The 22,894-nt window shown below is 42.7% G+C and carries 19 protein-coding genes and 1 pseudogene; 11 read left to right on the plus strand and 9 right to left on the minus strand.

Translation table 11 applies throughout. The features are described from left to right. Positions 1 to 88: 88 nt before the first annotated feature. The 5 genes and pseudogenes from nagA (at position 89) to DP117_RS02760 (ending at position 7,681) form a co-directional block, all read left to right on the plus strand. On the plus strand, positions 89 to 1,351 hold the full coding sequence (gene nagA, locus DP117_RS02740; RefSeq protein ID WP_169216808.1) for an N-acetylglucosamine-6-phosphate deacetylase: 1,263 nt from the start codon (positions 89 to 91) through the stop codon (positions 1,349 to 1,351). Between the two features lie 99 nt (positions 1,352 to 1,450). Next, complete coding sequence (gene bchM, locus DP117_RS02745; protein ID WP_169216809.1) at positions 1,451 to 2,143, plus strand: magnesium protoporphyrin IX methyltransferase; 693 nt, start codon at positions 1,451 to 1,453, stop codon at positions 2,141 to 2,143. Positions 2,144 to 2,881: 738 nt separating this feature from the next. Then, positions 2,882 to 4,834 (plus strand): CSLREA domain-containing protein, encoded by a 1,953-nt coding sequence (locus tag DP117_RS02750; RefSeq protein WP_169216810.1) that lies wholly within the window; start codon positions 2,882 to 2,884, stop codon positions 4,832 to 4,834. 125 nt (positions 4,835 to 4,959) lie between these two features. Continuing rightward, a pseudogene (locus tag DP117_RS02755) lies at positions 4,960 to 5,340 on the plus strand (magnesium protoporphyrin IX methyltransferase); the annotation flags it as partial. Between the two features lie 235 nt (positions 5,341 to 5,575). Continuing rightward, positions 5,576 to 7,681, plus strand: a complete 2,106-nt coding sequence (locus tag DP117_RS02760) for a CSLREA domain-containing protein (RefSeq protein WP_169216811.1) — start codon at positions 5,576 to 5,578, stop codon at positions 7,679 to 7,681. Positions 7,682 to 7,895: 214 nt separating this feature from the next. On the opposite strand, the gene DP117_RS02765 is transcribed toward DP117_RS02760, so the two are convergent. Both DP117_RS02765 and gatB read right to left on the minus strand, forming a co-directional pair. Next, a complete protein-coding gene (locus tag DP117_RS02765) occupies positions 7,896 to 8,228 on the minus strand; it encodes a hypothetical protein (protein ID WP_169216812.1) in 333 nt (110 codons plus the stop codon). 972 nt (positions 8,229 to 9,200) lie between these two features. Next, positions 9,201 to 10,676, minus strand: coding sequence for an Asp-tRNA(Asn)/Glu-tRNA(Gln) amidotransferase subunit GatB (gatB, locus tag DP117_RS02770; protein WP_169216813.1), 1,476 nt, complete (start codon positions 10,674 to 10,676; stop codon positions 9,201 to 9,203). Positions 10,677 to 10,687: 11 nt separating this feature from the next. Between gatB and DP117_RS02775 the strand changes: the two genes are divergently transcribed. Next, positions 10,688 to 10,876 (plus strand): hypothetical protein, encoded by a 189-nt coding sequence (locus DP117_RS02775; RefSeq protein WP_169216814.1) that lies wholly within the window; start codon positions 10,688 to 10,690, stop codon positions 10,874 to 10,876. Positions 10,877 to 10,938: 62 nt separating this feature from the next. Here DP117_RS02775 and DP117_RS02780 read toward each other — a convergent pair whose 3' ends face one another. Together DP117_RS02780 and DP117_RS02785 are read right to left on the minus strand one after the other, a co-directional pair. Next, the gene (locus DP117_RS02780) at positions 10,939 to 11,439 is read right to left on the minus strand and encodes a pyridoxamine 5'-phosphate oxidase family protein (protein WP_169216815.1); all 501 of its coding nucleotides are present in this window, start codon (positions 11,437 to 11,439) and stop codon (positions 10,939 to 10,941) included. A 37-nt stretch (positions 11,440 to 11,476) separates the two neighbouring features. Continuing rightward, complete coding sequence (locus DP117_RS02785) at positions 11,477 to 12,049, minus strand: hypothetical protein (RefSeq protein ID WP_169216816.1); 573 nt, start codon at positions 12,047 to 12,049, stop codon at positions 11,477 to 11,479. Between the two features lie 747 nt (positions 12,050 to 12,796). Between DP117_RS02785 and DP117_RS02790 the strand changes: the two genes are divergently transcribed. From DP117_RS02790 to DP117_RS02805, 4 genes are all read left to right on the plus strand, one after another. Beyond that, positions 12,797 to 13,564, plus strand: coding sequence for a thioredoxin domain-containing protein (locus DP117_RS02790; protein ID WP_169216817.1), 768 nt, complete (start codon positions 12,797 to 12,799; stop codon positions 13,562 to 13,564). 269 nt (positions 13,565 to 13,833) lie between these two features. After that, positions 13,834 to 14,580 (plus strand): CAP domain-containing protein, encoded by a 747-nt coding sequence (locus DP117_RS02795; RefSeq protein WP_169216818.1) that lies wholly within the window; start codon positions 13,834 to 13,836, stop codon positions 14,578 to 14,580. A gap of 508 nt (positions 14,581 to 15,088) precedes the next feature. Continuing rightward, complete coding sequence (locus DP117_RS02800; protein ID WP_169216888.1) at positions 15,089 to 15,781, plus strand: CAP domain-containing protein; 693 nt, start codon at positions 15,089 to 15,091, stop codon at positions 15,779 to 15,781. A gap of 234 nt (positions 15,782 to 16,015) precedes the next feature. Further along, a complete protein-coding gene (locus DP117_RS02805; protein ID WP_169216819.1) occupies positions 16,016 to 16,873 on the plus strand; it encodes an alpha/beta hydrolase in 858 nt (285 codons plus the stop codon). A 136-nt stretch (positions 16,874 to 17,009) separates the two neighbouring features. On the opposite strand, the gene DP117_RS02810 is transcribed toward DP117_RS02805, so the two are convergent. From DP117_RS02810 to carA, 5 genes are all read right to left on the minus strand, one after another. Then, positions 17,010 to 17,312 carry a DUF1816 domain-containing protein gene (locus tag DP117_RS02810; RefSeq protein ID WP_169216820.1) on the minus strand — a complete coding sequence of 101 codons (303 nt, stop codon included), beginning with the start codon at positions 17,310 to 17,312 and terminating at the stop codon, positions 17,010 to 17,012. A 142-nt stretch (positions 17,313 to 17,454) separates the two neighbouring features. Next, the gene (rlmB, locus tag DP117_RS02815; RefSeq protein ID WP_169216821.1) at positions 17,455 to 18,408 is read right to left on the minus strand and encodes a 23S rRNA (guanosine(2251)-2'-O)-methyltransferase RlmB; all 954 of its coding nucleotides are present in this window, start codon (positions 18,406 to 18,408) and stop codon (positions 17,455 to 17,457) included. A 94-nt stretch (positions 18,409 to 18,502) separates the two neighbouring features. Beyond that, on the minus strand, positions 18,503 to 18,985 hold the full coding sequence (locus DP117_RS02820) for a ribonuclease III domain-containing protein (RefSeq protein WP_169216822.1): 483 nt from the start codon (positions 18,983 to 18,985) through the stop codon (positions 18,503 to 18,505). A 452-nt stretch (positions 18,986 to 19,437) separates the two neighbouring features. Continuing rightward, positions 19,438 to 19,827, minus strand: coding sequence for an STAS domain-containing protein (locus DP117_RS02825; RefSeq protein WP_169216889.1), 390 nt, complete (start codon positions 19,825 to 19,827; stop codon positions 19,438 to 19,440). A gap of 197 nt (positions 19,828 to 20,024) precedes the next feature. After that, the gene (carA, locus tag DP117_RS02830) at positions 20,025 to 21,191 is read right to left on the minus strand and encodes a glutamine-hydrolyzing carbamoyl-phosphate synthase small subunit (RefSeq protein WP_169216823.1); all 1,167 of its coding nucleotides are present in this window, start codon (positions 21,189 to 21,191) and stop codon (positions 20,025 to 20,027) included. 425 nt (positions 21,192 to 21,616) lie between these two features. On the opposite strand from carA, the gene DP117_RS02835 reads away from it, so the two are divergent. Then, positions 21,617 to 22,723: a retroviral-like aspartic protease family protein gene (locus DP117_RS02835; protein ID WP_169216824.1), complete on the plus strand. Its 1,107-nt coding sequence runs from the start codon at positions 21,617 to 21,619 to the stop codon at positions 22,721 to 22,723. The last annotated feature ends 171 nt before the right edge of the window (positions 22,724 to 22,894 follow it).

Here is a 22,894-nt window from a genome sequence, read left to right on the forward strand (position 1 = left end):
CAGTTAACATATGGGACATGATTTTTGATTCATCGTTGCCTGTTGCCTTTAAAATCAGGTCAGATTTTACTATCTTTTTGCTGACGTGATGACCGAAGCAACACAAAGCTACACAGGTACTTCTGTAGACATTATCAACGCTCTTGTACCTGGTTATACAGATTTGCAGATACTCTGTGTTAACCCACAGGGCATAGTTGAACAAATTCTGCCAATGTCTAAAGTTCTAAAACGTGTTCCGCCAATTGACTTAAGGGTGTTGGATGTTGGTGGCGACTGGATTTCACTGGGCGGTGTAGATTTACAGATTAACGGCGCGTTGGGATTAGCATTTCCTGATTTATCAACAGAAAATGCTCACAAATTACCAGACATCTGTCAATTTTTGTGGAACGTAGGGGTAGATGCTTTTTTACCTACTCTGGTGACAACTTCGGTAGACAAGATTCAGCGTGCATTTTCTGTAATAGCTGAGTATATGAACCTCAACCCCCCCTCCATACCCGAACTCCGGGGGAAAAGGGAAAGTGCGCAAACAGATCGTGCGAAAATTCTAGGAGTGCATCTAGAAGGACCATTTTTGAATCCTCAAAAGCGAGGCGCACACCCAGCAGAACACTTGTTACCACTTAATCTTGAGGAAGTCAAAAGAGTTTTAGGAAATTATGCTCATCTTGTGAAAGTCGTAACCCTAGCACCGGAGTTAGATCCAACAGGTGAGGTGATTCCATATTTATGTTCTTTGGGTATCACTGTCAGTTTAGGACATTCCCAAGCGACAGCAGCAGAGGCGCAACGTGCTTTTGAACTCGGTGCAACAATGGTGACTCATGCTTTTAATGCTATGCCACCACTACACCATCGCGAAAGCGGATTGTTAGGAGCGGCAATTGTCCATCCTCATGTTATGTGTGGTTTGATTGCGGATGGTCAGCACGTTTCACCAATTATGCTGCAAATTCTACTACGCGCTAGTACTCCTCTTGTTTCTCAAGATAGGGAAAGGGAGATACGCGAACAAAAACTTTTCCTTGTGAGTGATGCTCTTGCTCCTCTAGGATTGCACGATGGGGTGTATCCTTGGGATAATCGACAAATTGAAGTGAAAGACGGAACTGCACGACTTTTGGATGGAACTTTATCGGGAACGACTTTACCTTTATTGGTAGGTGTGCAAAATTTGGTAAAGTGGGGAATCTGTGATGTCCAAAGGGCGATCGCACTCTCAACAATCACACCTCGAAGTGCGATTGGTTTATCAGCTATTCTGTGTGGTGCTTGTGCTAGTCAATTACTGCGTTGGCATTTGGATGAATCTACACAAGAACTTTCATGGCAACGGATTATGTAGGGGATGTGCGTAGCGGTTGCTTTGATTGTCCCACAGATCACTCATCCGTTACCTCACATGGTACTTTTATGCTTTGGGAAACCTTGAAAGTTGAGTTTCATGAACGTAACTGACGACAAGACGATTGTTAAAGAATATTTCAATTCTACAGGCTTTGACCGTTGGAGACGTATCTACGGTGACGGTGAAGTCAACAAAGTCCAGCTAGATATCCGCACTGGGCACCAGCAAACAGTAGATACGGTATTAAACTGGCTCAAAGCTGATGATAATTTGCATGGTCTATCTATCTGCGATGCTGGATGTGGAACAGGTAGTCTAAGCATACCTCTTGCAGAAGCTGGAGCAAAAGTTTATGCCAGCGATATTTCTGAAAAAATGGTAGGAGAAGCCAAGGAAAAAGCCTTACAAATTCTCACAAATGCTGAAAATCCTACATTTGCTGTACAGGATTTAGAAACATTAAGCGGTAGTTACCATACGGTGATTTGCTTAGATGTTCTCATTCACTATCCTCAGCAAAAAGCAGATGAGATGATTTCTCACCTGTGTTCTTTAGCGCAGTCACGGCTGATTCTCAGTTTTGCACCGAAAACTTTTGCCCTGAGTTTATTGAAGAAAGTAGGTAGTTTCTTTCCTGGTGCAAGTAAAGCGACTCGTGCTTATCTACACCGTGAAGCTGATGTGGTGAAAATTTTGGCAAAGAATGGCTTTTCAGTGCAACGCCAGTCTATGACGCGAACTCGCTTCTATTTCTCTCGTCTACTAGAAGCGACACGTCAGTCAGTTTAAAATCGCGCGACACGCTATGCGCGATAAACAGCTCCTCAAACGAGGAGCTCTTTCATTTATCCTATTTCATAAATGCACTATCAAAGAGTAAGCTAGAACACATCTAACGCCGCATAATTTAAAGTTTTGATAAAAAGGATCAAACTCTTTTACAGCAGAATTCAGGAGCGTTCCCTCTGCCTATACTCCGCCTCCGGTCAGAAGCGGAGCCGGAGACGCTCCGCCTCCGGTCAGAAGTAAAACAGTTTTCATATTTGGCTTTGAGGTCTAGGTTCTGTACCTCACTTAGTTGCAAACTGCTGTATCTTTTACTCTGCGCCTCTTTTGCCTCGTGCGGTTAAACAATGCAAATTAAATATCGAACAGCTTACCTGACATCTTGCACGAAGAGAAATTGATGTTAATCTCAAACTCAGTACTAAGCCTGAAGGCCATATTTAACCGAGAAAAGCTCAGAAAAGTGATGTAACTTTATTGCGGTGCTTTTGACTAATTCCGGGGTTATACGGAGATGTGCAAGATATGAATTACCATCGTTTTTACTGTTTTTAAAGATTACATAAAGCTATTTAAATAACCAAAAATACAGGTAAGATTTACTCCTAACCACATTAATCAAAAATATAAAACCATAACGAAAATTACTTAATACTTTTTAAGTAATTTCACCATGAGATAGCTCAAGATACCGAATGTGGGAAATACTCTACACCTAAAGAAGAAAAGGAACTTCAATCTATGGATTTGTTATCTGCATCTACCTCAGACACTCTTCAAGCTTCGCAACCTGCATCCAACTTATCAGCTACATCTAGCTTCAACTTTGGCACTCCACAAGACATCATCAGTGGCTCAAACTTGCAAGGAAGCGGCGGTTCCATCTTTACGGTTAACAGCATTGCCGATGTAGTAGATGATAGTGATAGCGTGACGACGTTGCGTGAAGCCATTAACCTTGCAAACGGGCTCATTGGAAAAGACTCGATTGTGTTTGACTCCTCACTGTTTAGCACTTCACAGAAGATTACTTTAAGTTTGGGACAACTGAGCATCACCGACAGTTTAAACATCAAAGCTCCAGTAGATTCATTGACAGGTGCTGACTTATTAACGATAAGTGGCAACAATGCGTCACGGGTGTTTGAGATTGGAGAGGGAGCAACAGTCAGCTTCTCTGGGTTGATTATTGCTGATGGCAAGGTGACGGATGACAACGGTGGTGGGATTAAGAACAACGGCACTCTCAGCTTAGACAACAGTATTGTTCGCAATAACACTGCGACGATGATCAACTCGAACATTTATGGCGGCGGTATTTACAACACCGGCACCCTAACGTTGAGCAACAGCACTCTAAGTGGTAACTCAGCAAACGGTAGTTTGGCCATCATCAATAGTTTGACCGTCAGTAATAGCGGCTTTGGCGGCGGTATTTACAACACAGGCACCCTGACAGTGAGCGACAGTACCCTCAGCAGCAACTCGGTCAGTGGACCCAATAGCGGTAGGGGCGGCGGCATTTACAACACGGGCACCCTAACGGTGAGCAACGGCATTCTTAGTGGCAACTCAGCAAACGGCACCGCACTCAGCAGTGCTAACGGTTTTGGCGGCGGTATTTACAACACAGGCATTGTAACGGTGAGTGACAGTACCCTCAGCAGCAACTCGGTCACAGGGGATAGGGCAGATGGTGGCGGCATCTATAACGACAATGGCACCTTTAATGGCACCTTTAAGGTGAACAATACCAACCTCATTGGCAACTCGGCAAGCGGCCAGAATGGCAGCAACGGAGGCGGCATCTATAACAACAGCGGCACCCTTGAGGTGAACAATAGCACCCTCAAGAGCAACTTGGCAAACGGCGGTTATGACGTCGGCGTCGGCGGAGGCATTGCTAACAGTAGTGGCAAAGTGATAGTGAACAATAGCGCCTTCAGTGACAACAAAGCAAACGGCACAGGTGCCAGCGGTGGTGGCATTAACAACGACAGTGGCACCTTGGAGGTGAACAATGGCACCCTCACTGGCAACTCGGCAGACGGCGGCAGGTATAGCATCGGCGGCGGCATTAACAACGCGGGTACCCTAACGTTGAACAACAGCACTATAAGCAATAACTTGACAACTACCTCCTTGTTCAACGGCGGTGGCGGCATCTATAACACTGGCACTCTTAAGGTGAACACCAGCATCATCAGGGACAACTCCACATTCCAAAACGGTGGCGGCATCTATAACTTTGGCAGCGGCAGCATAAGTATGAGTAACAGCACCATATCCGGCAACTCGGTCAAGGGCAACGGAGGTGGCATCTCTAACAGTGGTACTGTTGAGGTGAGCAACAGCAACTTCACCGGCAACTCGGCAACCGAAAACGGCGGCGGTATATATAATAATGCCTCTGTAACAATACTGTTGAGTACCCTCACCCTCAACCAAGCCAGCAATGGTGGAGGCGTGTTCAATAATACTTCTGGTACAGCCAGAGTGCGGCAGACAATAATCGCCGGCAATCTCTTAAATACAGGTGGCATCAATCCCGATGTGTCAGGCAACTTTATTAGTGATGGCGAAAACTGGATTGGCGACAGTACGGGTAGTAGTGGATTTGCAGCCACCGGAGACATAATTGGTATCAAGATCAACCCATTAGATCTTCGTCTGACCGGCACCACAACCGTGTAAACATTCTTTTAAGTCCGGATTCGTAGGAGAGTTGGGGGGGCTAGTACCAGCTCCCTCGATTCTATCAATCCTAAGAGTCTGTTGCGATTGAATGTGCAATATTTAAGCTAAGCAATTCAAATATTTCTATGGGAAATGCTGAAAATCCGACATTTGCTGTACAGGATTTAGAAACATTAAGCGGTAGTTACCATACAGTGATGTGCTTAGATGTTCTGATTCACTATCCTCAGCAAAAAGCAGATGAGATGATTTCTCACCTGTGTTCTTTAGCGCAGTCACGGCTGATTCTCAGTTTTGCACCGAAAACTTTTGCCCTGAGTTTATTGAAGAAAGTAGGTAGTTTCTTTCCTGGTGCAAGTAAAGCGACTCGTGCTTATCTACACCGTGAAGCTGATGTGGTGAAAATTTTGGCAAAGAATGGCTTTTCAGTGCAACGCCAGTCTATGACGCGAACTCGCTTCTATTTCTCTCGTCTACTAGAAGCGACACGTCAGTCAGTTTAAAATCGCGCGATACACTGCGGGCAATAAAGAGCTCCTCGTTTGAGGAGCTCTTTCATTTATCCCATTTCATAAATGCACTCTCAACTAGCACCATCGGTTTTTACTGTTTTTAAAGATTAAATAATGCTATTTAAACTACCAAAAATACCGGTAAAATCTAGTTTCAACGACATTCATACTGATAATATAAAACCATCACTAAAATTACTTAATATTTCTTAAGTAGTTATACCATGTGATAGCTCTATATGGGGAATGTGGAAAATACTCTACACCTAAGAAAGAAAAAAAACTTCAATCTATGGATTTCTCAACTGAATTGACTTCCGACACTCTTCAAGCTTCGCAATCTGCATTCAACCCATCTGCCACATCTAACTTCAACTTTGGCACTCCACAAGACATCATCAGTGGCTCAAACTTCCAAGGAAGTGGCGGTTCCATCCTTACGGTCAACAGCATTGCCGATGTGGTGGATGATAATGATGGCGTGACGACGTTGCGTGAAGCCATTAACCTGGCAAACGGGCTCATTGGAAAAGACTCGATTGTGTTTGACTCTTCGTTGTTTAGCAGTTCACAAACCATTACTTTAAGTTTGGGACAACTGAGCATCACCGACAGCTTAAACATCAACGCCCGAGTAGATCCATTAACAGGTGCTGATTTATTGACGATTAGTGGTAACAATGCTTCACGGGTATTTGAGATTGGGGCGGGAGCAACAGTCAACCTCTTCGGGTTGATTATTGCCGATGGCAAGGTGAAGAATGAAAACGGTGCTGGAATTTACAACAGCGGTATCCTCAATCTGGAAAACAGCATTGTTCGCAACAACACCGTAACTTATAATCCACAGAATGTTTATGGTGAAAACGGCATAATATTTAGTGGGTATGGCGGCGGCATTTACAATGCGGGCACTCTGACTTTGAGTAGCAGCACCATCAGCGGTAACCAGACAAATACCGTCTCTGCCGGCAGGGGTGGCGGCATTTACAATGTGGGTACAGTGACAGCAAGCAACAGCACTATAAGCAGCAACTCAGCAAGCGGTTTGTCCGGTTCCGCTATTGGTGGCGGCATCTATAACGAAGGTACTGTAACACTGAGCTACAGTAATCTCAGTAACAACTCCGCAGGCGGTCCTGTAGGTGCAAGTTCCGCTGGTGGCATTTACAATACAGGAAGTTTGGGTGTAAGTAATAGTACCGTAAGCCGCAACTCCGCAGGCGGTAGGTTTGGCGGCACCGGCGGCGGCATCCTGAACAGTGGCGGTAGCGTGACAGTGAGCGACAGTATTATCAGTGGTAACTCGGCAGGGAGCTTTGGCGGTTTTGGCGGCGGTATCTTGAATAGTAGCGGTACTCTTAATGTAAGCAACAGCACCTTCAGTGGTAACACGGCAGACTTTTTTGGCGGCATCTCAAACAGTGGCACTTTGACGGTGAGTAACAGCACTTTCACCAACCATACCGGCACCAGTCTCGGAAACAGTGGTACTGCGATGGTGAGCAACAGTATCTTCACCAATAACAATGGCAACAATATCTTAAATGGCGGTATCTGGAACAGCGGCACTCTTGATGTGAGCAACAGCACCATCTCTGGTAACAGTCGCAGCGGCATTTCTAACAGTGGTGGCAGCATGAGTGTGAGCAACAGCACCATCTCCGGTAACAGTGGCACCGGCATCTCAAATGGTGGTATTCTTGATGTGAGCAACAGCACCATCAGCAGCAACTCGGCAGTCTTGGGCGGCGGCATCTATAACAATGGTGGCACTCTGAGTGTGAGCAACAGCACCATCAGCGGCAACAGAGCAAGCCAAGACGGCGGTGGTATCTATAACGACAGTACATCCAGGAAATCTACCGTAACAGTAAGCAACAGCACCATAGACAGCAACTCGGCAACCAACAATGGCGGTGGCATCTATAACTCCAACAACGGCACTCTTGAGGTGAACAACAGTAACCTCAGCAGCAACTCGATAAGTAGTATCAGCTACGCGGGTAACGGAGGCGGCATCTATAACGATGGCAGCATGAGTGTGAGTAATAGCACCCTTACTCTTAACAAAGCTACAAATGGTGGAGGCGTGTTTAATAATACTTCTGGTACAGCCAGAGTGCGGAACACGACGATCGCCGGCAATCTCTTGAATACAGGTGGCATCAACCCCGATGTGGCAGGCAACTTCATCAGCGATGGTTACAACTTGATTGGCGACAGTACAGGCAGCACTGGATTTGGATCTACAGGAGACATAATCGGTATCAACATAAACCCAATAGATCCTCGTGTGAACGGCAACACAGCTGTGCAAACATTCTCTTAATCAAATAGGCGTAGATATAGCGTAATATTTAGCCCAAATAGCAATCTTAGTCTTAAACCCACATAGAAAAAAGTTTGAACAAATTCCAACTTCGGTGTTTACTTCAAACTTCTTTCTTCGATTTCGATAAAGATGTTGCAGTTGGGATCAAACGAATGCTTTCGTCATTGTTCGACAATTCATCCCGTTGCCAAACTCCGTTATCGTCTTTTGTTTATCCGTTACCATGTTGAGGTGTCTGAGTGTAGGATTTTTGAAACAGAATTGCCCCTAGGTTTGTCAGTAAACAGGTGAGTGCTAGCGATAGCAAGATATAAGTGGGAGGCATCACCACACCAATCATAAACCATGTGTATACGTGCAATATCATCATAAACGCAAATATACTGGCGATTCCGGCTGCTTGCCATACGTGATGTGACGGGCGACGGAGTGCGGTAAAAATCATAGTCAACACTGTGGCTAGCAAATTGGCTGGTACCAGAAAAGCACAAATACTCACACAGTTGTTACGGGAGAACTCAGCTAGGCAGTGAAAGTCAAGCATCAATTTTTGGGGATAGTGTCAGCATTTTGTCAAACTGTCAACATATTTATAAGATAATGAAACATACCTTAGTACACATTTTTAATAAAAGCACGACTAAATTAACATAAGTTTAGATAAGTCAAGTATTTTTATCATTTTAAGCAACTAAAGTATTGCTAAACCCAGAATACATAAGCTTTTATGATAAATTCTCATCTTAGAGCAGAATTTGAGTCTTACTCTCAAAATTTTAAAAAAATGTAAATTAAAGAAATCAGGAGCCAGGAGTCAAAAGCCAGAATGGATTGGAGTGCAACTGGTGAAACATTGGCTTAAGACATAAAACCAGGACTTATGCAAAAGTTACCCGGTTTCTACTAAAAATCGTCTGTATCGTAACCAAATACGAACGAAGAAACCGGTTTGGTGGCTGATAGTGCTTAAGTCCTAAGAACAATACGGCACGTAGCGCTTCCACACTCCCACGTTATTTTGCTGAAGATTCAGACACAAAAAAAAGAGAGCCGCTTGGGCAGCTCTCCAGGTCATCAGGGTGCATCTACTAAGCATAGTATACATCTTTTGGCGTGAGGGGTGAAACCCCCTTTTCCTATTTTTTTGAGAGAAATTGTGTAAAGAATTGTTAAGACAACACTCAACTGAACAAATGGAGACGTTGGATACAACGTCTCTACAGAACTTACGGGGAAACCGGAAAAATAAAATCCCTACCGTGTTTTACGTGCTTCGAGTTAGTGACACATTCTTTTCTAGACGCTTTCGCCAGCCCCAACCCCTTTGCTGAATTCAATCCGGGACTGCGTCCTTGCACTCTACGAAAATGCAAAATTCAAAAGAAGTTGTTAAGTTCGCGAATTTTGATCAGGTAGCGAACGGGCAAGGGAGGGCTAGTTTCAGCGTCTTACGTGCATTAGCCTGTAACGAAGGAGCTAGATTTGACGGCAAAGGTTTGATTTCAAAGTCAGTACCTTAGCTATTGAGCTTTTGTTCTACCAATTGGTTAGTGAGTTTGGGTTCTGCAAGTTTGTTAGTCTTTTTCAGAACTTGTCCAACAAAGAAGCCTTTGAGGTTGGTGTTACCGTTGCGGTACTTTTCGAGTTCTTTGGGATTGGCAGCCATGACTTCATCAATGATAGATTCGAGTACGCTGGGATCAGTGATGAGTTCTTTACCCTTAAATAATTCTTCAGGAGAACTTCCGTTCAGCAAGTCTGGAAGTTTTTCTTTGGCGATCGCATTACTAATTTTCCCTTTCTCAATCCGAGTGATCACATCAGCCAGGTTCGCGGGTGTCAAGCCAATTTCGGTGATGTTGAGTTTATTTTTGTTGAGGTAAGCGGCGACATCTTGAGTAATCCAGTTCGCTGCTGCTTTGGGATTTCCCCCAGCAGCAATCACCGCTTCAAAATATTCAGCAGTTGCACGTTCTTCTGTCAACACTCGCGCATCATAAGCTGTCAGCCCCAACTCGCTTTCATAATGATGGCGTTTTTGTGCTGGGAGTTCAGGAAGTTGACTGCGCCACTGTTGTAATTGTTCTTCTGAAACTTCAATGGGAGCTAAATCAGGTTCGGGGAAGTAGCGGTAATCGCTAGAACCTTCTTTAACCCGCATACTGATTGTACGTTGAGAGGCTTCTTCCCATAGACGAGTCTCTTGTATGATGCGATCGCCTGCTTCTACTGCTGCAATTTGTCGTTCAATTTCGTATTCAATCGCCCGTTGAATGGCGTTGAACGAGTTCATGTTTTTTATTTCTACCTTAGTCCCAAATTCCTTCTGTCCAACTGGACGCACGGAGATATTAACATCACAACGGAGAGAACCTTCTTGCATATTCCCATCGCTGACGCCGAGGTAACGTAAGATTCGACGCAATTCTTGAGCATACTCAGCGGCTTCTTGTCCAGAACGTAAATCTGGTTCAGAAACAATTTCTACTAAAGGGACACCAGCACGATTGTAATCTACTAGAGAGTAGGTGGAACCGGAAAGGCGATCGCTTCCTGCGTGTACCAATTTCCCTGCATCTTCTTCCATGTGCAGGCGCGTGATACCAATCTTTTTGCGAACAGGGTTACCGTCAGCATCAACTAATTCAATTTCTAACCAGCCATGTTCAGCAATCGGTAAGTCGTACTGAGAAATTTGGTAATTTTTGGGTAAGTCAGGATAAAAATACTGTTTACGGTCGAATTTGCTATATTTTGCGATTTGACAATTGAGCGCCAAACCTGCTTTGACAGCATATTCTAGAACTTTTTCATTCAGTACAGGCAAGACACCAGGCAAACCCATGCAAACTGGATCAATGTTAGTATTCGGATCAGCACCAAATGCTGTAGAGCTATTAGAGAAGATTTTAGTTTTGGTGCTGAGTTGACAATGGGTTTCTAGACCAATAATCGCCTCGTACTCAGTTTTTACTAGAGCAGCAGAAGTCATAAAATCACAAATTGGGAATCCTTTATAGTGGTACTATTTTAGCTTTCTTGCGACTTGCCCTCGATGATATCAGCACTACGTTTTATCCCATTGATTTTGCTGATAGCAGTTTGTATTCGACGGGCGTTGTGACGATAAGAATCATTCGTCACCACTTTTTGGATCGCACTCTTCAAGCGATTCGGGTTAAAATCTTTTAGGTGTAGCAGTCGTTAAGCTCGTCTGTGGCTGTATGCAAATTTTATGTGTGACAGCTTATTCCCTATTCCTTACGCTCACTCGTGATATGAGTTAAGGTGCTCAAGTCATTAGGATTTACCTCATAAGCCGCACCAAAGCCGATGACAAACCTACCTTTAATTGGTGTCAACTGAAAAATCCGGAAGTCTGGCAAATCGCGCAATAGCTGAATCATTTCTCCAAAACGCGCTTCAAAGCTATCCACAATTTGCTTCCATAACTCAGTCTCACGTTCTACCAAGGTAGCCGTACAGTCAAAGGTTAGGCGACGACGAGCAAAGATTTGTTTAGTTTGAGACTCGTCATCAATAAATAATACGCTTGCTCGGGGAACAGCATAAAGATTTTGAGTGTGGGTAGAAAGACCACTGACATATATATAAACATTTCTCCTTTCATCCATGACAAAAGGAGCATAGCTTGCATTGGGAATGTTGTCAGCACTCACAGTACTGATAATAAGACTTTGGAAAAGCTCAGTAAAGCCTTGATAAGCAGCAAGTGCATTTTCAAATTGGGACATACAGGAACCCACTACATGAGCGAATTTCAAACAAATTTCAAAACTTAAACGCAAATTGATTGATAAATCTATTAGCTCTATTGTTATTTATGAGACACTGAGCTTCTTCTATAATTGGTAGTACTGGTAGTTGGTTGTTTCCTTTAGTTAGTGGTGTTATTACTAAAATTGCATTTCCAGACTGTTTGAAAAGCACTGCGTAGTATGTTGCATTCTTGCCTCTGACACTGTAAATTATTTGATTATTATTATATGGTTTTTCGGGACGAGGTTCAGTGGGTGGTAATAACTCTACCTTGTTTCTGCTGTCGTAAATATTCATTAATAGAATATTGGAATTTTGGGTAGGAGAGTAAACCCTGACTGACTTTTCAGCATCTGTGTGAAAGAGTATCTGTGTTTTAATATAAGGTTGATTTGGTCTGCCTTTGTCTCCTTGACAGATTTTGACCGCAATTAAATCTCTTGTCGCTTGTTCGTGTACCTTTGCTTCAGGAATGAAATTTGTTGTTGCTTTCTCCTGTTGAATCATAGCACTTGCTGATGCGGATAAAGATAATGTTCCTACGAAAGCAAGAAAAAATGATATAGATTTTTTTGTAATAGTCATTATGTTTACCTCATCAGAAGAGTTTTTTACGAAAAAAGAACTCAGGATACGCCCCACAAGCACGCTGCTTTGCCATTCGTAGCTTTTCCTTTGACGAGGCACACGACTGACAAATCAGAATAGACACAGGACTGATGCACGAACAACGTAATTATAGTCCCTAGCAACCTACTCTTTTAAAATGGCGCGTGCGTAAGTTATGTTACAGTTATCAATTTTGAGTTTTTGGGGAAATGTTGAATTCTGAACCGCTTAAGATACGTTGATTTTTCCAAAATATATATATAATGGGTGGGCATTTTATTTTTTTGGAAGTCCCTTATGCAAAAAGCACATCCATTGACTAAGTTTGCCCTTAAAAATGCCAAAAGTATCAGGTGCTTGTCCGACAATGTCTCAATATTTTTCTCTAAATAGAATTTAATAGCTAGCAAAAATATAGAGAAAAAGATCTGAATTTGGAAGTTCAGTTTACGGAATCTTTACACAGGAAAGTGAAATTTACTTATACACTCACTAACTACCTCAAAATGACCTTGATTTGTGACCAAGTTTCTCCAGCAACATTGACTGAATTGTAAAAAAAAGGCTTTGCATGCTCAATGGATTTATGAGATAATTGCTTGATTTAACATAAAAGTCAGTAAACACACTTAATTATTTTGTTTGCAAAGTATTAACTTTTATGGCTAAATTAGGGAATAATACTAGGGAAGTGTAGAAATTCAAACTACAACGAGTCTTTGTATGCGTGCATTCTCTTGTAGGCTCAGAAAACGACTTCAGTGGCTATGTTGCTTGACTACAGTATGTTTGGTTTGTCTAGTTGTGGGTTGGTCACTTCCTGCAGATGCAGCGACCCGTATCAGTCCGCAATTAGAACAGCAAATCTTACAAGTGATGCGAGAACATCCAGAAGTCATCCTCGAATCAGTACAAAAGTACCAACAAAACCAACAAGCACAGATACAGCAAGCACAGCAAACATTTGTGCGTCAAATGAAAACCAATCCCCAAGAGGTTATTGGTGAATCTCCCGCGATTGGCTCAAGTGAGTCAAAGGTTTTATTGGTAGAATTTTCTGATTTTCAATGTCCTTACTGCGCACAAGCACATGAAACCTTAAAACAGTTTATGGCAAAGCATAAGAATGAGGTTACTTTGGTTTACAAACATTTTCCTCTTACACCGATTCATTCTCAAGCAATGCCAGCAGCAACAGCTGCTTGGGCAGCACAACAACAAGGTAAATTTTGGGAATATCAAGACGCACTCTTTACTCATCAAAAACAACTTGGTGAGTCATTATATTTGGATATTGCCAAAAACTTAAACTTGAATGTTGAAAAGTTTCAACGTGATCGCCTTCTTGCTGACACCGCAATTGAAAAAGATAAACAGCTTGCTCAGAGTTTGGGAGTTTCTGGTACCCCTTTCTTTGTGATGAATGGTAAAGCTTTATCTGGTGCATTGCAGCTAGCTGAAATGGAAAATGTATTGAGCCATTTTCAGTAGTTTGAAGTCTTCATCAGATATTGCTTCGTATACAAAAAAAGCATACGTAAGCTTCTGCATCATAAAGTGATCGTTCACTACCGTTCACAATGTTTACTTAGCTAAGCTCACTGTTTATTGTCTCTAATTTGCAAGGTTACGAAGGATGCAAATGCGCGTATTTTTAAAGTGCTTATTTCTATCAAAGTTATTGGTAAACATGAGCCAAATGCGATGCATCCGAAACAACCCTATTAACTCTCGGTGGAACAGAAATCATGAGGTTACAAATGCGTCGCAGTGGATCCAGCATGTTTTTTCCTATTGCCCTAATAGCAAATTGCACTTCTCAAGTATTGACGCCTAGCATCGCTATGGCTGAATCTCCACAAAATGCGGCCCCCACTGAAGTCCAAGAAGCTTCTTCTACTGGAGCGATACGGGCAAATTACCTGTCTTCATTAGAAAAAGAAGTCATTAATGAAATGAACAAAGTCCGGACAAATCCCCAAGCATATATTGCTGTCTTGGAAAACTATAAACAGCGCTTTCAAGGTAAGCGAGTTAAAATCTCTGAGACGATCTTGGTACAAACACGAGAAGGGCTATCAGCTGTTGATGAAGCAATTGAGTTTCTCAAATCAGTCAGTCCAATGGCTCCTCTAACGACATCTCGGGGAATGTCTTTAGGTGCTAAAGATCATGTAAGAGATAATGGACCAAGAGGTACAACAGGTCACCAAGGTAGCGATGGTAGCAACGCATCAATTCGTATGGATCGCTACGGAAGTTGGGAATCAAGTGCTGGGGAAAATATTAGCTATGGTCCCAACACAGCACAAGATATTGTCATGCAATTAATTGTTGATGATGGAGTACCAAGTCGTAGTCACAGAAAAAACATCTTGAACCCCAATTTTACAGTGGCTGGAGTTGCTCATGGAGTTCACGCTAGATACAAAGCGATGTGCGTAATTACTTATGCAGCAGGATATCAAGAGAAAACGATTGCAGTTTCAGCTAAAAATCGTCACTAAACATCACTTTTTGGGTTGGCAATAGGGAATGCGGAATGCTTCTTTCCTATTTTCTATTCCCAAACCAACAAGTTACAAAAAGGCGGCGCAAAAGGTTCATTCTATCCCCAAAAGGAAGAATCTTTCTCGCCGCCTTAGTTATGAGTTATTTGTCATAATTAAGAAGAAAAGAAGAACTCTGTTGTCGTATTGACTCCCCGTCTTTGGTTCCGCTACTGAGTTGGTGAGTTATTTGGTCATTTCTTGTTTTTTGAAAATAAGGAAAAGCGGTGCCTAAGCGTCTGGAAATCAATCATACTTTTATGAATCTAAATAGATCAGGACTTACGCAAAGGTAACGTATTTTCGTCATTGCGTTCGCGTAGCGTGCCCGGAGGGCATACGAAGCGAAGCAATCCTGGTCTTGACGAGATTGCTTCGCTACACTGCGTTCCGCTCGCAATGACCAATCATCGCTGCGTAAGTCCTGTAGATATTGACTGGTGACTCCAAAGTTATGAGGTTGTTGATGCGTCAGATGGTATTTTGGATATTTATACCCATCACCCTATTGACCACATCCTGTGATACATTGTTTGAGCTTGATTTCTCTATACCTAAAATTCCTGAAAAAAAGTCTGATGTTCAAAAACGCGGGAGGACTCTTTCTCGCCTTGAACAACAAGTGATTGTAGAAATGAACAAGGCGAGAACAAATCCTGCTGCTTATGCTGCTGTATTAGAAAACTATAGACAACGTTTTGAAGGTAAGCGAGTCAGAATATCCAATCATGTCTATTTGCAAACCACAGAAGGAGTTACAGCAGTTGATGAGGCGATCGCCTATCTCAAATCAGTTCGTCCAGTCGGATCTTTAAAAGCGTCTCAAGGCATGTCTTTAGCAGCGAGAGATCATGTCAAAGACCAAGGTTCAAAAGGAATTCTTGGTCACAAAGGAAGCGACAAGAGTGATCCCTTTTCTCGTCTAAGCCGCTATGGAACTTGGAAACTCACAGCCGGAGAAAATATCAGCTATGGTTCTCACACAGCACAAGATATTGTCATGCAATTAATTATTGACGATGGAGTCCCGGATCGCGGTCATAGAACAAATATATTTAATCCTGCTTTTAAGTTGACGGGAGTTGCTTTTGGGATTCACTCCACTTATAGGCAAATGTGTGTGATTACTTACGCAGGAGGATATATAGAAAATTCTTAATTGAAAATACCACTAACGAAGGATGACTAATTCATGCAATCTGTGGTAATACGTTTCTAATTGACCTGTGTGACATCATCATAGGACTTACGCACGCGCTACTAAAAACAGTGGGTTGCGATTGCTTCCCTCCGGTCGCTGCGGACTATGATTACGTTGTTCGTGCGTAAGTCCTGCATCAATGAGGAAAATAAAAAATATTAATATGACGGAACGGTTTTTAAGGCAAGTTTAATGATTAACCCTCAGCATAGCAACACAGTTTCATCTGCTGTTCACCTCAACGTCTACGTTCAAGGTGAAGGCTTTCCAATTCTCTGCTTACACGGTCATCCTGGTTCCGGTTCTAGTCTTTCTGTCTTCACTAATCACCTATCAAAGCGCTTTCAAACTTTGGCCCCAGACTTACGCGGATATGGCAAAAGTCGATGTGATATCAATTTTGATATGCGCGACCATTTAACCGACTTGGAAGCGCTTATAAACTCCTTTGGGGTGAAAAAATGTCTGATTTTAGGGTGGTCGCTCGGTGGCATTTTAGCGATGGAATTAGCACTGCGACTGCCTCAGCAAGTTAGTGGTCTAATTTTAGTGGCTACAGCGGCCCGACCTAGAGGTAATCATCCACCTGTGACTTGGCAAGATAATCTTTATACTGGTGTTGCCTCGCTCTTGAGTTACATTAAATCAGATTGGTCTTGGAACATAGAGACTTTTGGCAAGCGATCGCTTTTGCGCTACCTGATTCAACAACACACTCCCACAGCCTACGGCTACATCGCAAAAGATGCATTGTCAGCCTATTTACAAACTTCTGCTAGTGCGACTCGCGCTCTTTATTCAGCGATTGGAGCAGGGTACAATCGACTCAGAGATTTGGAACAAATTCAATGTCCTTGTTTGGTACTAGCTGGTGCATGCGATCGCCACATCACAGCTGACGCCAGCTTAGAAACATCTCGGTACCTCAAAAATTGCCAGTTACACTGCTATCCCAATACTGCTCATCTTTTCCCGTGGGAGATCCCTGATCAAGTCTTGAGCGACATTGACTGTTGGCTTGAGAAAAACCAACAAGTCATAAGTGTGTAGTTACGCTTGAGCGTAACTACGAAAAAGCCTTATAACCAGAAAAGAACTCCGCACAGTGAACAGTTATCAGTAAACAATGAACAGTGAATTGATCACTGATAACTAATAACTGATAACTGAGTTCTCCTCAGTTTCATTACATTTGACCGCTAAAGATAGGCTGTACTTTGCGGTCAATCCTTTCCCCCAGGTCATCAGCAATCGTCAAAGCACTTGGTTTACAACGCTTAACATTAACGATGATTCCCTGCGCTCCTTCCTGTTCCAAATCTTCTACGTAGCCTTTGATTGAGGCTTTTGCATCAATAGAATTGACAAACGGTCCAAAGTAGTAAGTGCAACGGGGGTTTTGTGTTATGACTTCCACCCACCAAGCAAAGCCAAAGTTGTCGAATAAGTTAATCAGCAATTCCTTAAAGTTATGCCAAATGGTTTTCATGGTTCTCGTCAATTTCTAAATGTGGTACTTAAATGTGGTACTGGGTTCTAAATGGTATGCTGCTAGTTTTGACTGCTTTACATTTCTTTATACTCTGTTTACTCTTCTTTTTTCAAAGAAATTTATCGTAATTTATCGTAATTTATCGTAATCTATCCAGATGTATTGTATTTATCCAGCGATGACGATAAATTTCATAAAGAGCCATGCCTGCTGCGACTGAGGCATTCAGACTTGGAGTCTTACCTTGTAAAGGGATCGATACCAAAAAATCACAATGGCGTTGCGTCAAAATACTTATGCCTTCGCCTTCAGAACCAACTACCAAAACAATAGGACCGTTAAATTTCACGGTATGTATAGGTTGGCTTGCTTCTGTAGCAGTACCGTAAATCCAAAAGCCAACAGCTTTGAGTTCTTCTAAAGCGCGTTGCAAGTTCACCGCTCTAACTACGGGGAAGTTTTCTAAAGCACCAGCAGCCACTTTCATAACTGTAGAAGTTATACCAGATGCTCTGCGTTGTGGGATCACCATTCCTTGAGCACCTAATGCCTCTGCAGTACGAATAATTGCTCCCAAATTGTGAGGATCAGTGATTCCATCAGCCACAACAATTACAGGATCAGTGACTGATTGTGCTTTTGTCATCAATTCATCCAAATCAATGTAAGCGTAGGGAGCAATTTGCGCCGCCACACCTTGGTGGTTAGCTTGCTCTGTAATTTGGTCTAAGCGCCTAGGCTCTACTTCATCAACAATTGTGCCATTTTCCTTCGCTCGTAAAATCAGCGAATGAAAGCGGGGATCGTAGCGGAGACGAGACGTAATCCAGATACGATTCAAGTCGCGCTCATTTTCTAAAGCACTCAACACTGGATGACGACCATAGATCAAATCTATGTCTTCTGATTGCCCAGAAGAAGCAGATGAATTAGAGAATTTACGATGTGGGCGTGGGCTGTCTCTCAAACCATTGGCACCCTTTCCTCTGGGATCAGGACTCAGATGAGGAATGACACGCTTTCCGTTCATTTTCAACGGTTGCCCACTCTTGTGTTCGCCATTCGTCTTTATTTTTCTTGGTTTATCTATCATGTGAGTTATTGGTAGAGCTTAATAGGTGAGCATCCTTGTTATCCCAATTCACCGAACCAACTCTGCAAGTTTTACAACTCGTGAATTTCATTTCTCACGGCTTTTCTAGATGGAGTTTTTCTAAAAGTTCGGTTAAGCGATGAAAATCAGTCAGATACAAGTAGCCAAGTAAAGTTTCTAAACTTGTTGCTTGTTGATAGGTTGCGGGATCAACCCGTCTAGGGCGTCCTGTGGCAGCGTTGCGACCCCGTCGGACAATTTCTAACTCAGTGCTACTTAAATGAGGATACAGCGATTGCAACATTTTCGCTTGTGTTTCTGCTCTCACTTGCGCCACAACTAGATTATGGTATGCTTCTGGTCGTCTTGGTGGTAGCAGATAAAACATTCTAACGTACAGCTCACAAACTGCGTCTCCCAAATAAGCTAAAGCGGTAGGAGATATTTGTTGCAGTTGTGTTTGTGATATTTCTTGGAACAGTTCCTCTTTAGTTGCCCTTAATCGTTGACACGACACTAAATCCTGACTGGGAGTTTCATTTGAGCCATCTAGTGGGTTTTCCTCCTTTGATGTCACAAGTTCCTATTTCCTCCCACATCTACCTAAGCATAATCAACGCTAAAAAATTTACGTGCTAAACTTTTTCTTTTGTTCAAAATTTTTTCTTCTACTTTAATCAGTATTTCACATACTCAAAGCACTGAAGTGTGAAGTGTGGAATCCAGATGAATTTATGACCATCTATTTGGGATTTGAAACTAGAAATGCTTTGAAAGCCTTAAAGTATAAGGTCTTATAAAGTACAGCGGTAAAATATACGCGCTTTTATTGCTATTGTAGCATACAACAAGCTGTCCTTGAGACTTCTACACAACTTGTTTTTCTCATCCTGACATATTTGTACTTTACTTTCCTACCTGGTACTGCATCAGTTAGCATTATGCAAGATATTAAACCCTAACAGGGTAATAATTAAGCTATCCAGATTGGATGATCGGATAGCTATATGAAGCTCTCGGGTCAAGAAATCAAGACGATTTGACGTTTTCTAGAGCCGCCTCAACCGATTGTTGTAGGGCGAGAAACTTCTCTAGGCGAACAAGTTTAACCGTCTGAGTGACACGGGCATTAGTGACAATTTGCAAGGTACCAGACAAGTTTTGAGCCTGCTTGGCTACCTGTACTAAAGCACCCAAGCCAGAGCTATCAACAAAATCGATGTGCGAGAGATCCAGAATAATGTGTTTTGGTCCCTCGTCAATCTTACTTCCAATAACCTTGCGAAATGTCGGTTCGGAAAAGGCGTCTAACAAACCTGTGAGGCGGAATAGCTGGCAGTTATCCCGGACTTCGCGAGTGCCTCTCAGGCTTACAGTTAGATTTAGTGGCTCAGCAATAATTCCCTCCTCATAAGTTATAGTAAACGCTCAAGTATAGATGTTTTTGGCGTAGATTGTCTACAATTTGCTGGGATATGGAGAATAAGCAGAAGTTTTGATGGACGGAGTCGGAGAGGGAAAAACAAATTTTTGCTCTGTTGCTTTCTTGCTCCCTTACTCCCTTACTTCCTTACTTCCTTGCTCCCCTGCTGTCCAATCTGCAACTTTCTCCATTTTTATCTTATTTTGGCTTCTGTGGCTCGACGATCTGCTCGCATTGCTTGGACAAACTGCTCAAACAGATAATCAGCATCGTGAGGACCAGGACTTGCCTCTGGATGATATTGTACAGAAAACACAGGCAGGGACTTGTGACGTAACCCAGCAACAGTGGAATCATTTAAGTTCAGGTGGGTAATTTCTACTACACTGTTAGGTAAGGTTTCTGGGTCAATGGCAAAGCTATGGTTTTGGCTGGTAATTTCTATTTTTTGTTGTAGACCAGCTGGCTGATTTAAACCACGATGACCAAATTTCAGTTTGAAAGTTTGAGCTCCTAGCGCATGACCCAAAATCTGGTGTCCCATACAAATGCCAAATATGGGTTTGTGAGTTTCCAGTAGCGCTTTAGTAGTTTCAATACCTTCGCTAACTGATGCAGGATCGCCGGGACCATTAGAAAGAAAAATCCCATCAGGATTGTATTTGAGAATTTCTTCTGGTGGGGTATTCGCGGGAACAACAATGACTCGGCAACCGTAACTCGTTAAACGACGCAGTATATTTCGTTTCACGCCAAAGTCAATGGCGATGACGGTGAAAGATTCATCGGAATTTTCTTGACAAGCAGGATTAAATTCCCATACTGGATGGGTGGGAGCAGACCATTGATAGACATCTGAGGTGGTCACTTCGTGGACAAGGTTCAATCCTTTCATACTGGGAGCAGCTTGCACTTGTTCTAGCAACTCAGCCTCATCCAGAATTTTTGTGGAAATACCACCATTCATCGCTCCGAAAATCCGAATTTTACGGGTTAGAGCGCGGGTATCAATTCCATAGATACCAGGTATCTGATGCTGTTCTAGATACTCAGATAAAGACTGTGTTGAGCGCCAATTACTTGGTCGAGTACAAATATTGCGAGCAATCGCACCTCGCACCTGCGGTTTACTTGATTCTTCGTCCTCTAGGTTAACACCAGTATTTCCCAACTCAGGATAAGTGAAAACGACTATTTGACCACAGTAACTAGGATCAGTTAGGACTTCTTGATATCCAGTCATACCAGTGTTAAAGACAACTTCCCCAATCGTGGTTCTAGTGTCACCGAAAGACCAACCACGATATGTGGTTCCATCTGCCAAAACAAAAATAGCTGGTATTGCGTCAAAAGGAGGCATAGGCGATAAGATTCCAAGATTAGGGATGAGAAGGTCACAGGGTAAAGGAGTAACTGGGAGACAACAGACAAAAGCTAGAAGAATTGAGCTTTAACTTCATCATGACTTTACCTGTTCCCCGTTACCAACAACCTAAGCGCAACCGAACATTATGCCATGAGTTCAGTGACAGACTCCCACACTGATGTCCTGCATATAGTGTGGGGTTATCACCAACTTCAGCTACTGCTTAGTAGGATATTTGATGAGCTTTGTTTGAAGTCCACCAGACGCCCCTGGTGCAGACTATGAAATACCTACCCTGTATCTTACAAACTAAAATTTAAGAGCATGGCATATAAAATCATTCAACTAAAATCTTCCAACGGTAATAGGCAGTCGTAGTAAATTGCGATGCCTAAACTCAAACAAAATTATAATTAATTATGCCTCAGTTTATTTTATCCCAAGCAGCGCTGATTCTTCTGTCAACCACACTAACGATTTTGACTGTTGCCTGTCAGAAAAAGCAACAAGTTACCGTGACAAATACTCATGAGCAACCCCCGCCTCAAAACAAAATTGTTGCCTCGCCTGTAGCCACAACACCACCTCTGGTCTCCAGTCCACAACCACAGCCAACAATGCAGCCCTCAAGAGAAATTGAAGTCAGTTATTTTGAACAAGGACTGGACAAAGCTGTTGGTGCTTTTACCATCAGCCAATCTGCTCAATCGACAGATGATTGGAATTTGGTGGTTGCTCAACTTGCAGAGGCGATCGCACTCATGAAAAAAGTCCCAGTTGATAGTCCTTATTTCACAAACGCTCAAGCAAAAATCTTAGATTACCAGCGTCATCTTAGATATGCCATACAAAAAGCCACTCGCCCTGTGAATCCGCCACAACCAGCACAACCACAGAGGTTAGTGGCTGTGATTCCTCAGGCTTCTGTCACACCACGTATTACTAAACCCACTATCACCCCAACACCTACCGCACCTGCACAAAAACCACAACCACTATCGCCAAACCTGACTCCTGTCATTCCACCTCAACAACCAGAGGCTTTTGGATTGACAACCAAACAAAACGAACAACAAGTGTATACAGCACCCATTAAACGGCGCATTGGTGGTACACCAATTATTGAAGTCACTTTCAATGGTACTCAACCGTTTGAAATGATTTTGGATACAGGGGCTAGTGGTACAGTGATTACCCAAAAGATGGCAAATGCTTTGGGAGTGGTGCAAGTTGGCTCTGCCAAAGCAAACACAGCAAATTCAAAAGCAGTGGAATTTCCTATCGGCTATGTAGATTCGATGGAAGTTGACGGAGCTAAAGTGAATCGCACAGCCGTGGCGATCGCTGGCGCGGATTTAGAAACAGGGCTTCTTGGACATGACTTTTTCGGTGGCTATGATATTACCATTAAACGTGACATTGTAGAATTTCGTCCCCAATCGCACCCGCAAATGAATTCTACGCAAGAAACTGAATTTACTGCTCCAACTGTGCCCAAGACACCTCCTTCCATAGCAGATCCTTAGTTGAACAATTCTAAAAAATTTCTTAACATAAAATCTTTTCTTGTTATTTAACCAAAAATTAACCTCATGTTAATCTTGATATTGTTTACTTAAAACTAATTCACTTTTTGCTGCAACATTTAAACCCTCCAAAATCTGATATTTACAGAGGTTGGGGGGGTTATTTGTGTC

The organism is Brasilonema sp. UFV-L1, from assembly GCF_012912105.1.
GTDB lineage: Bacteria > Cyanobacteriota > Cyanobacteriia > Cyanobacteriales > Nostocaceae > Brasilonema.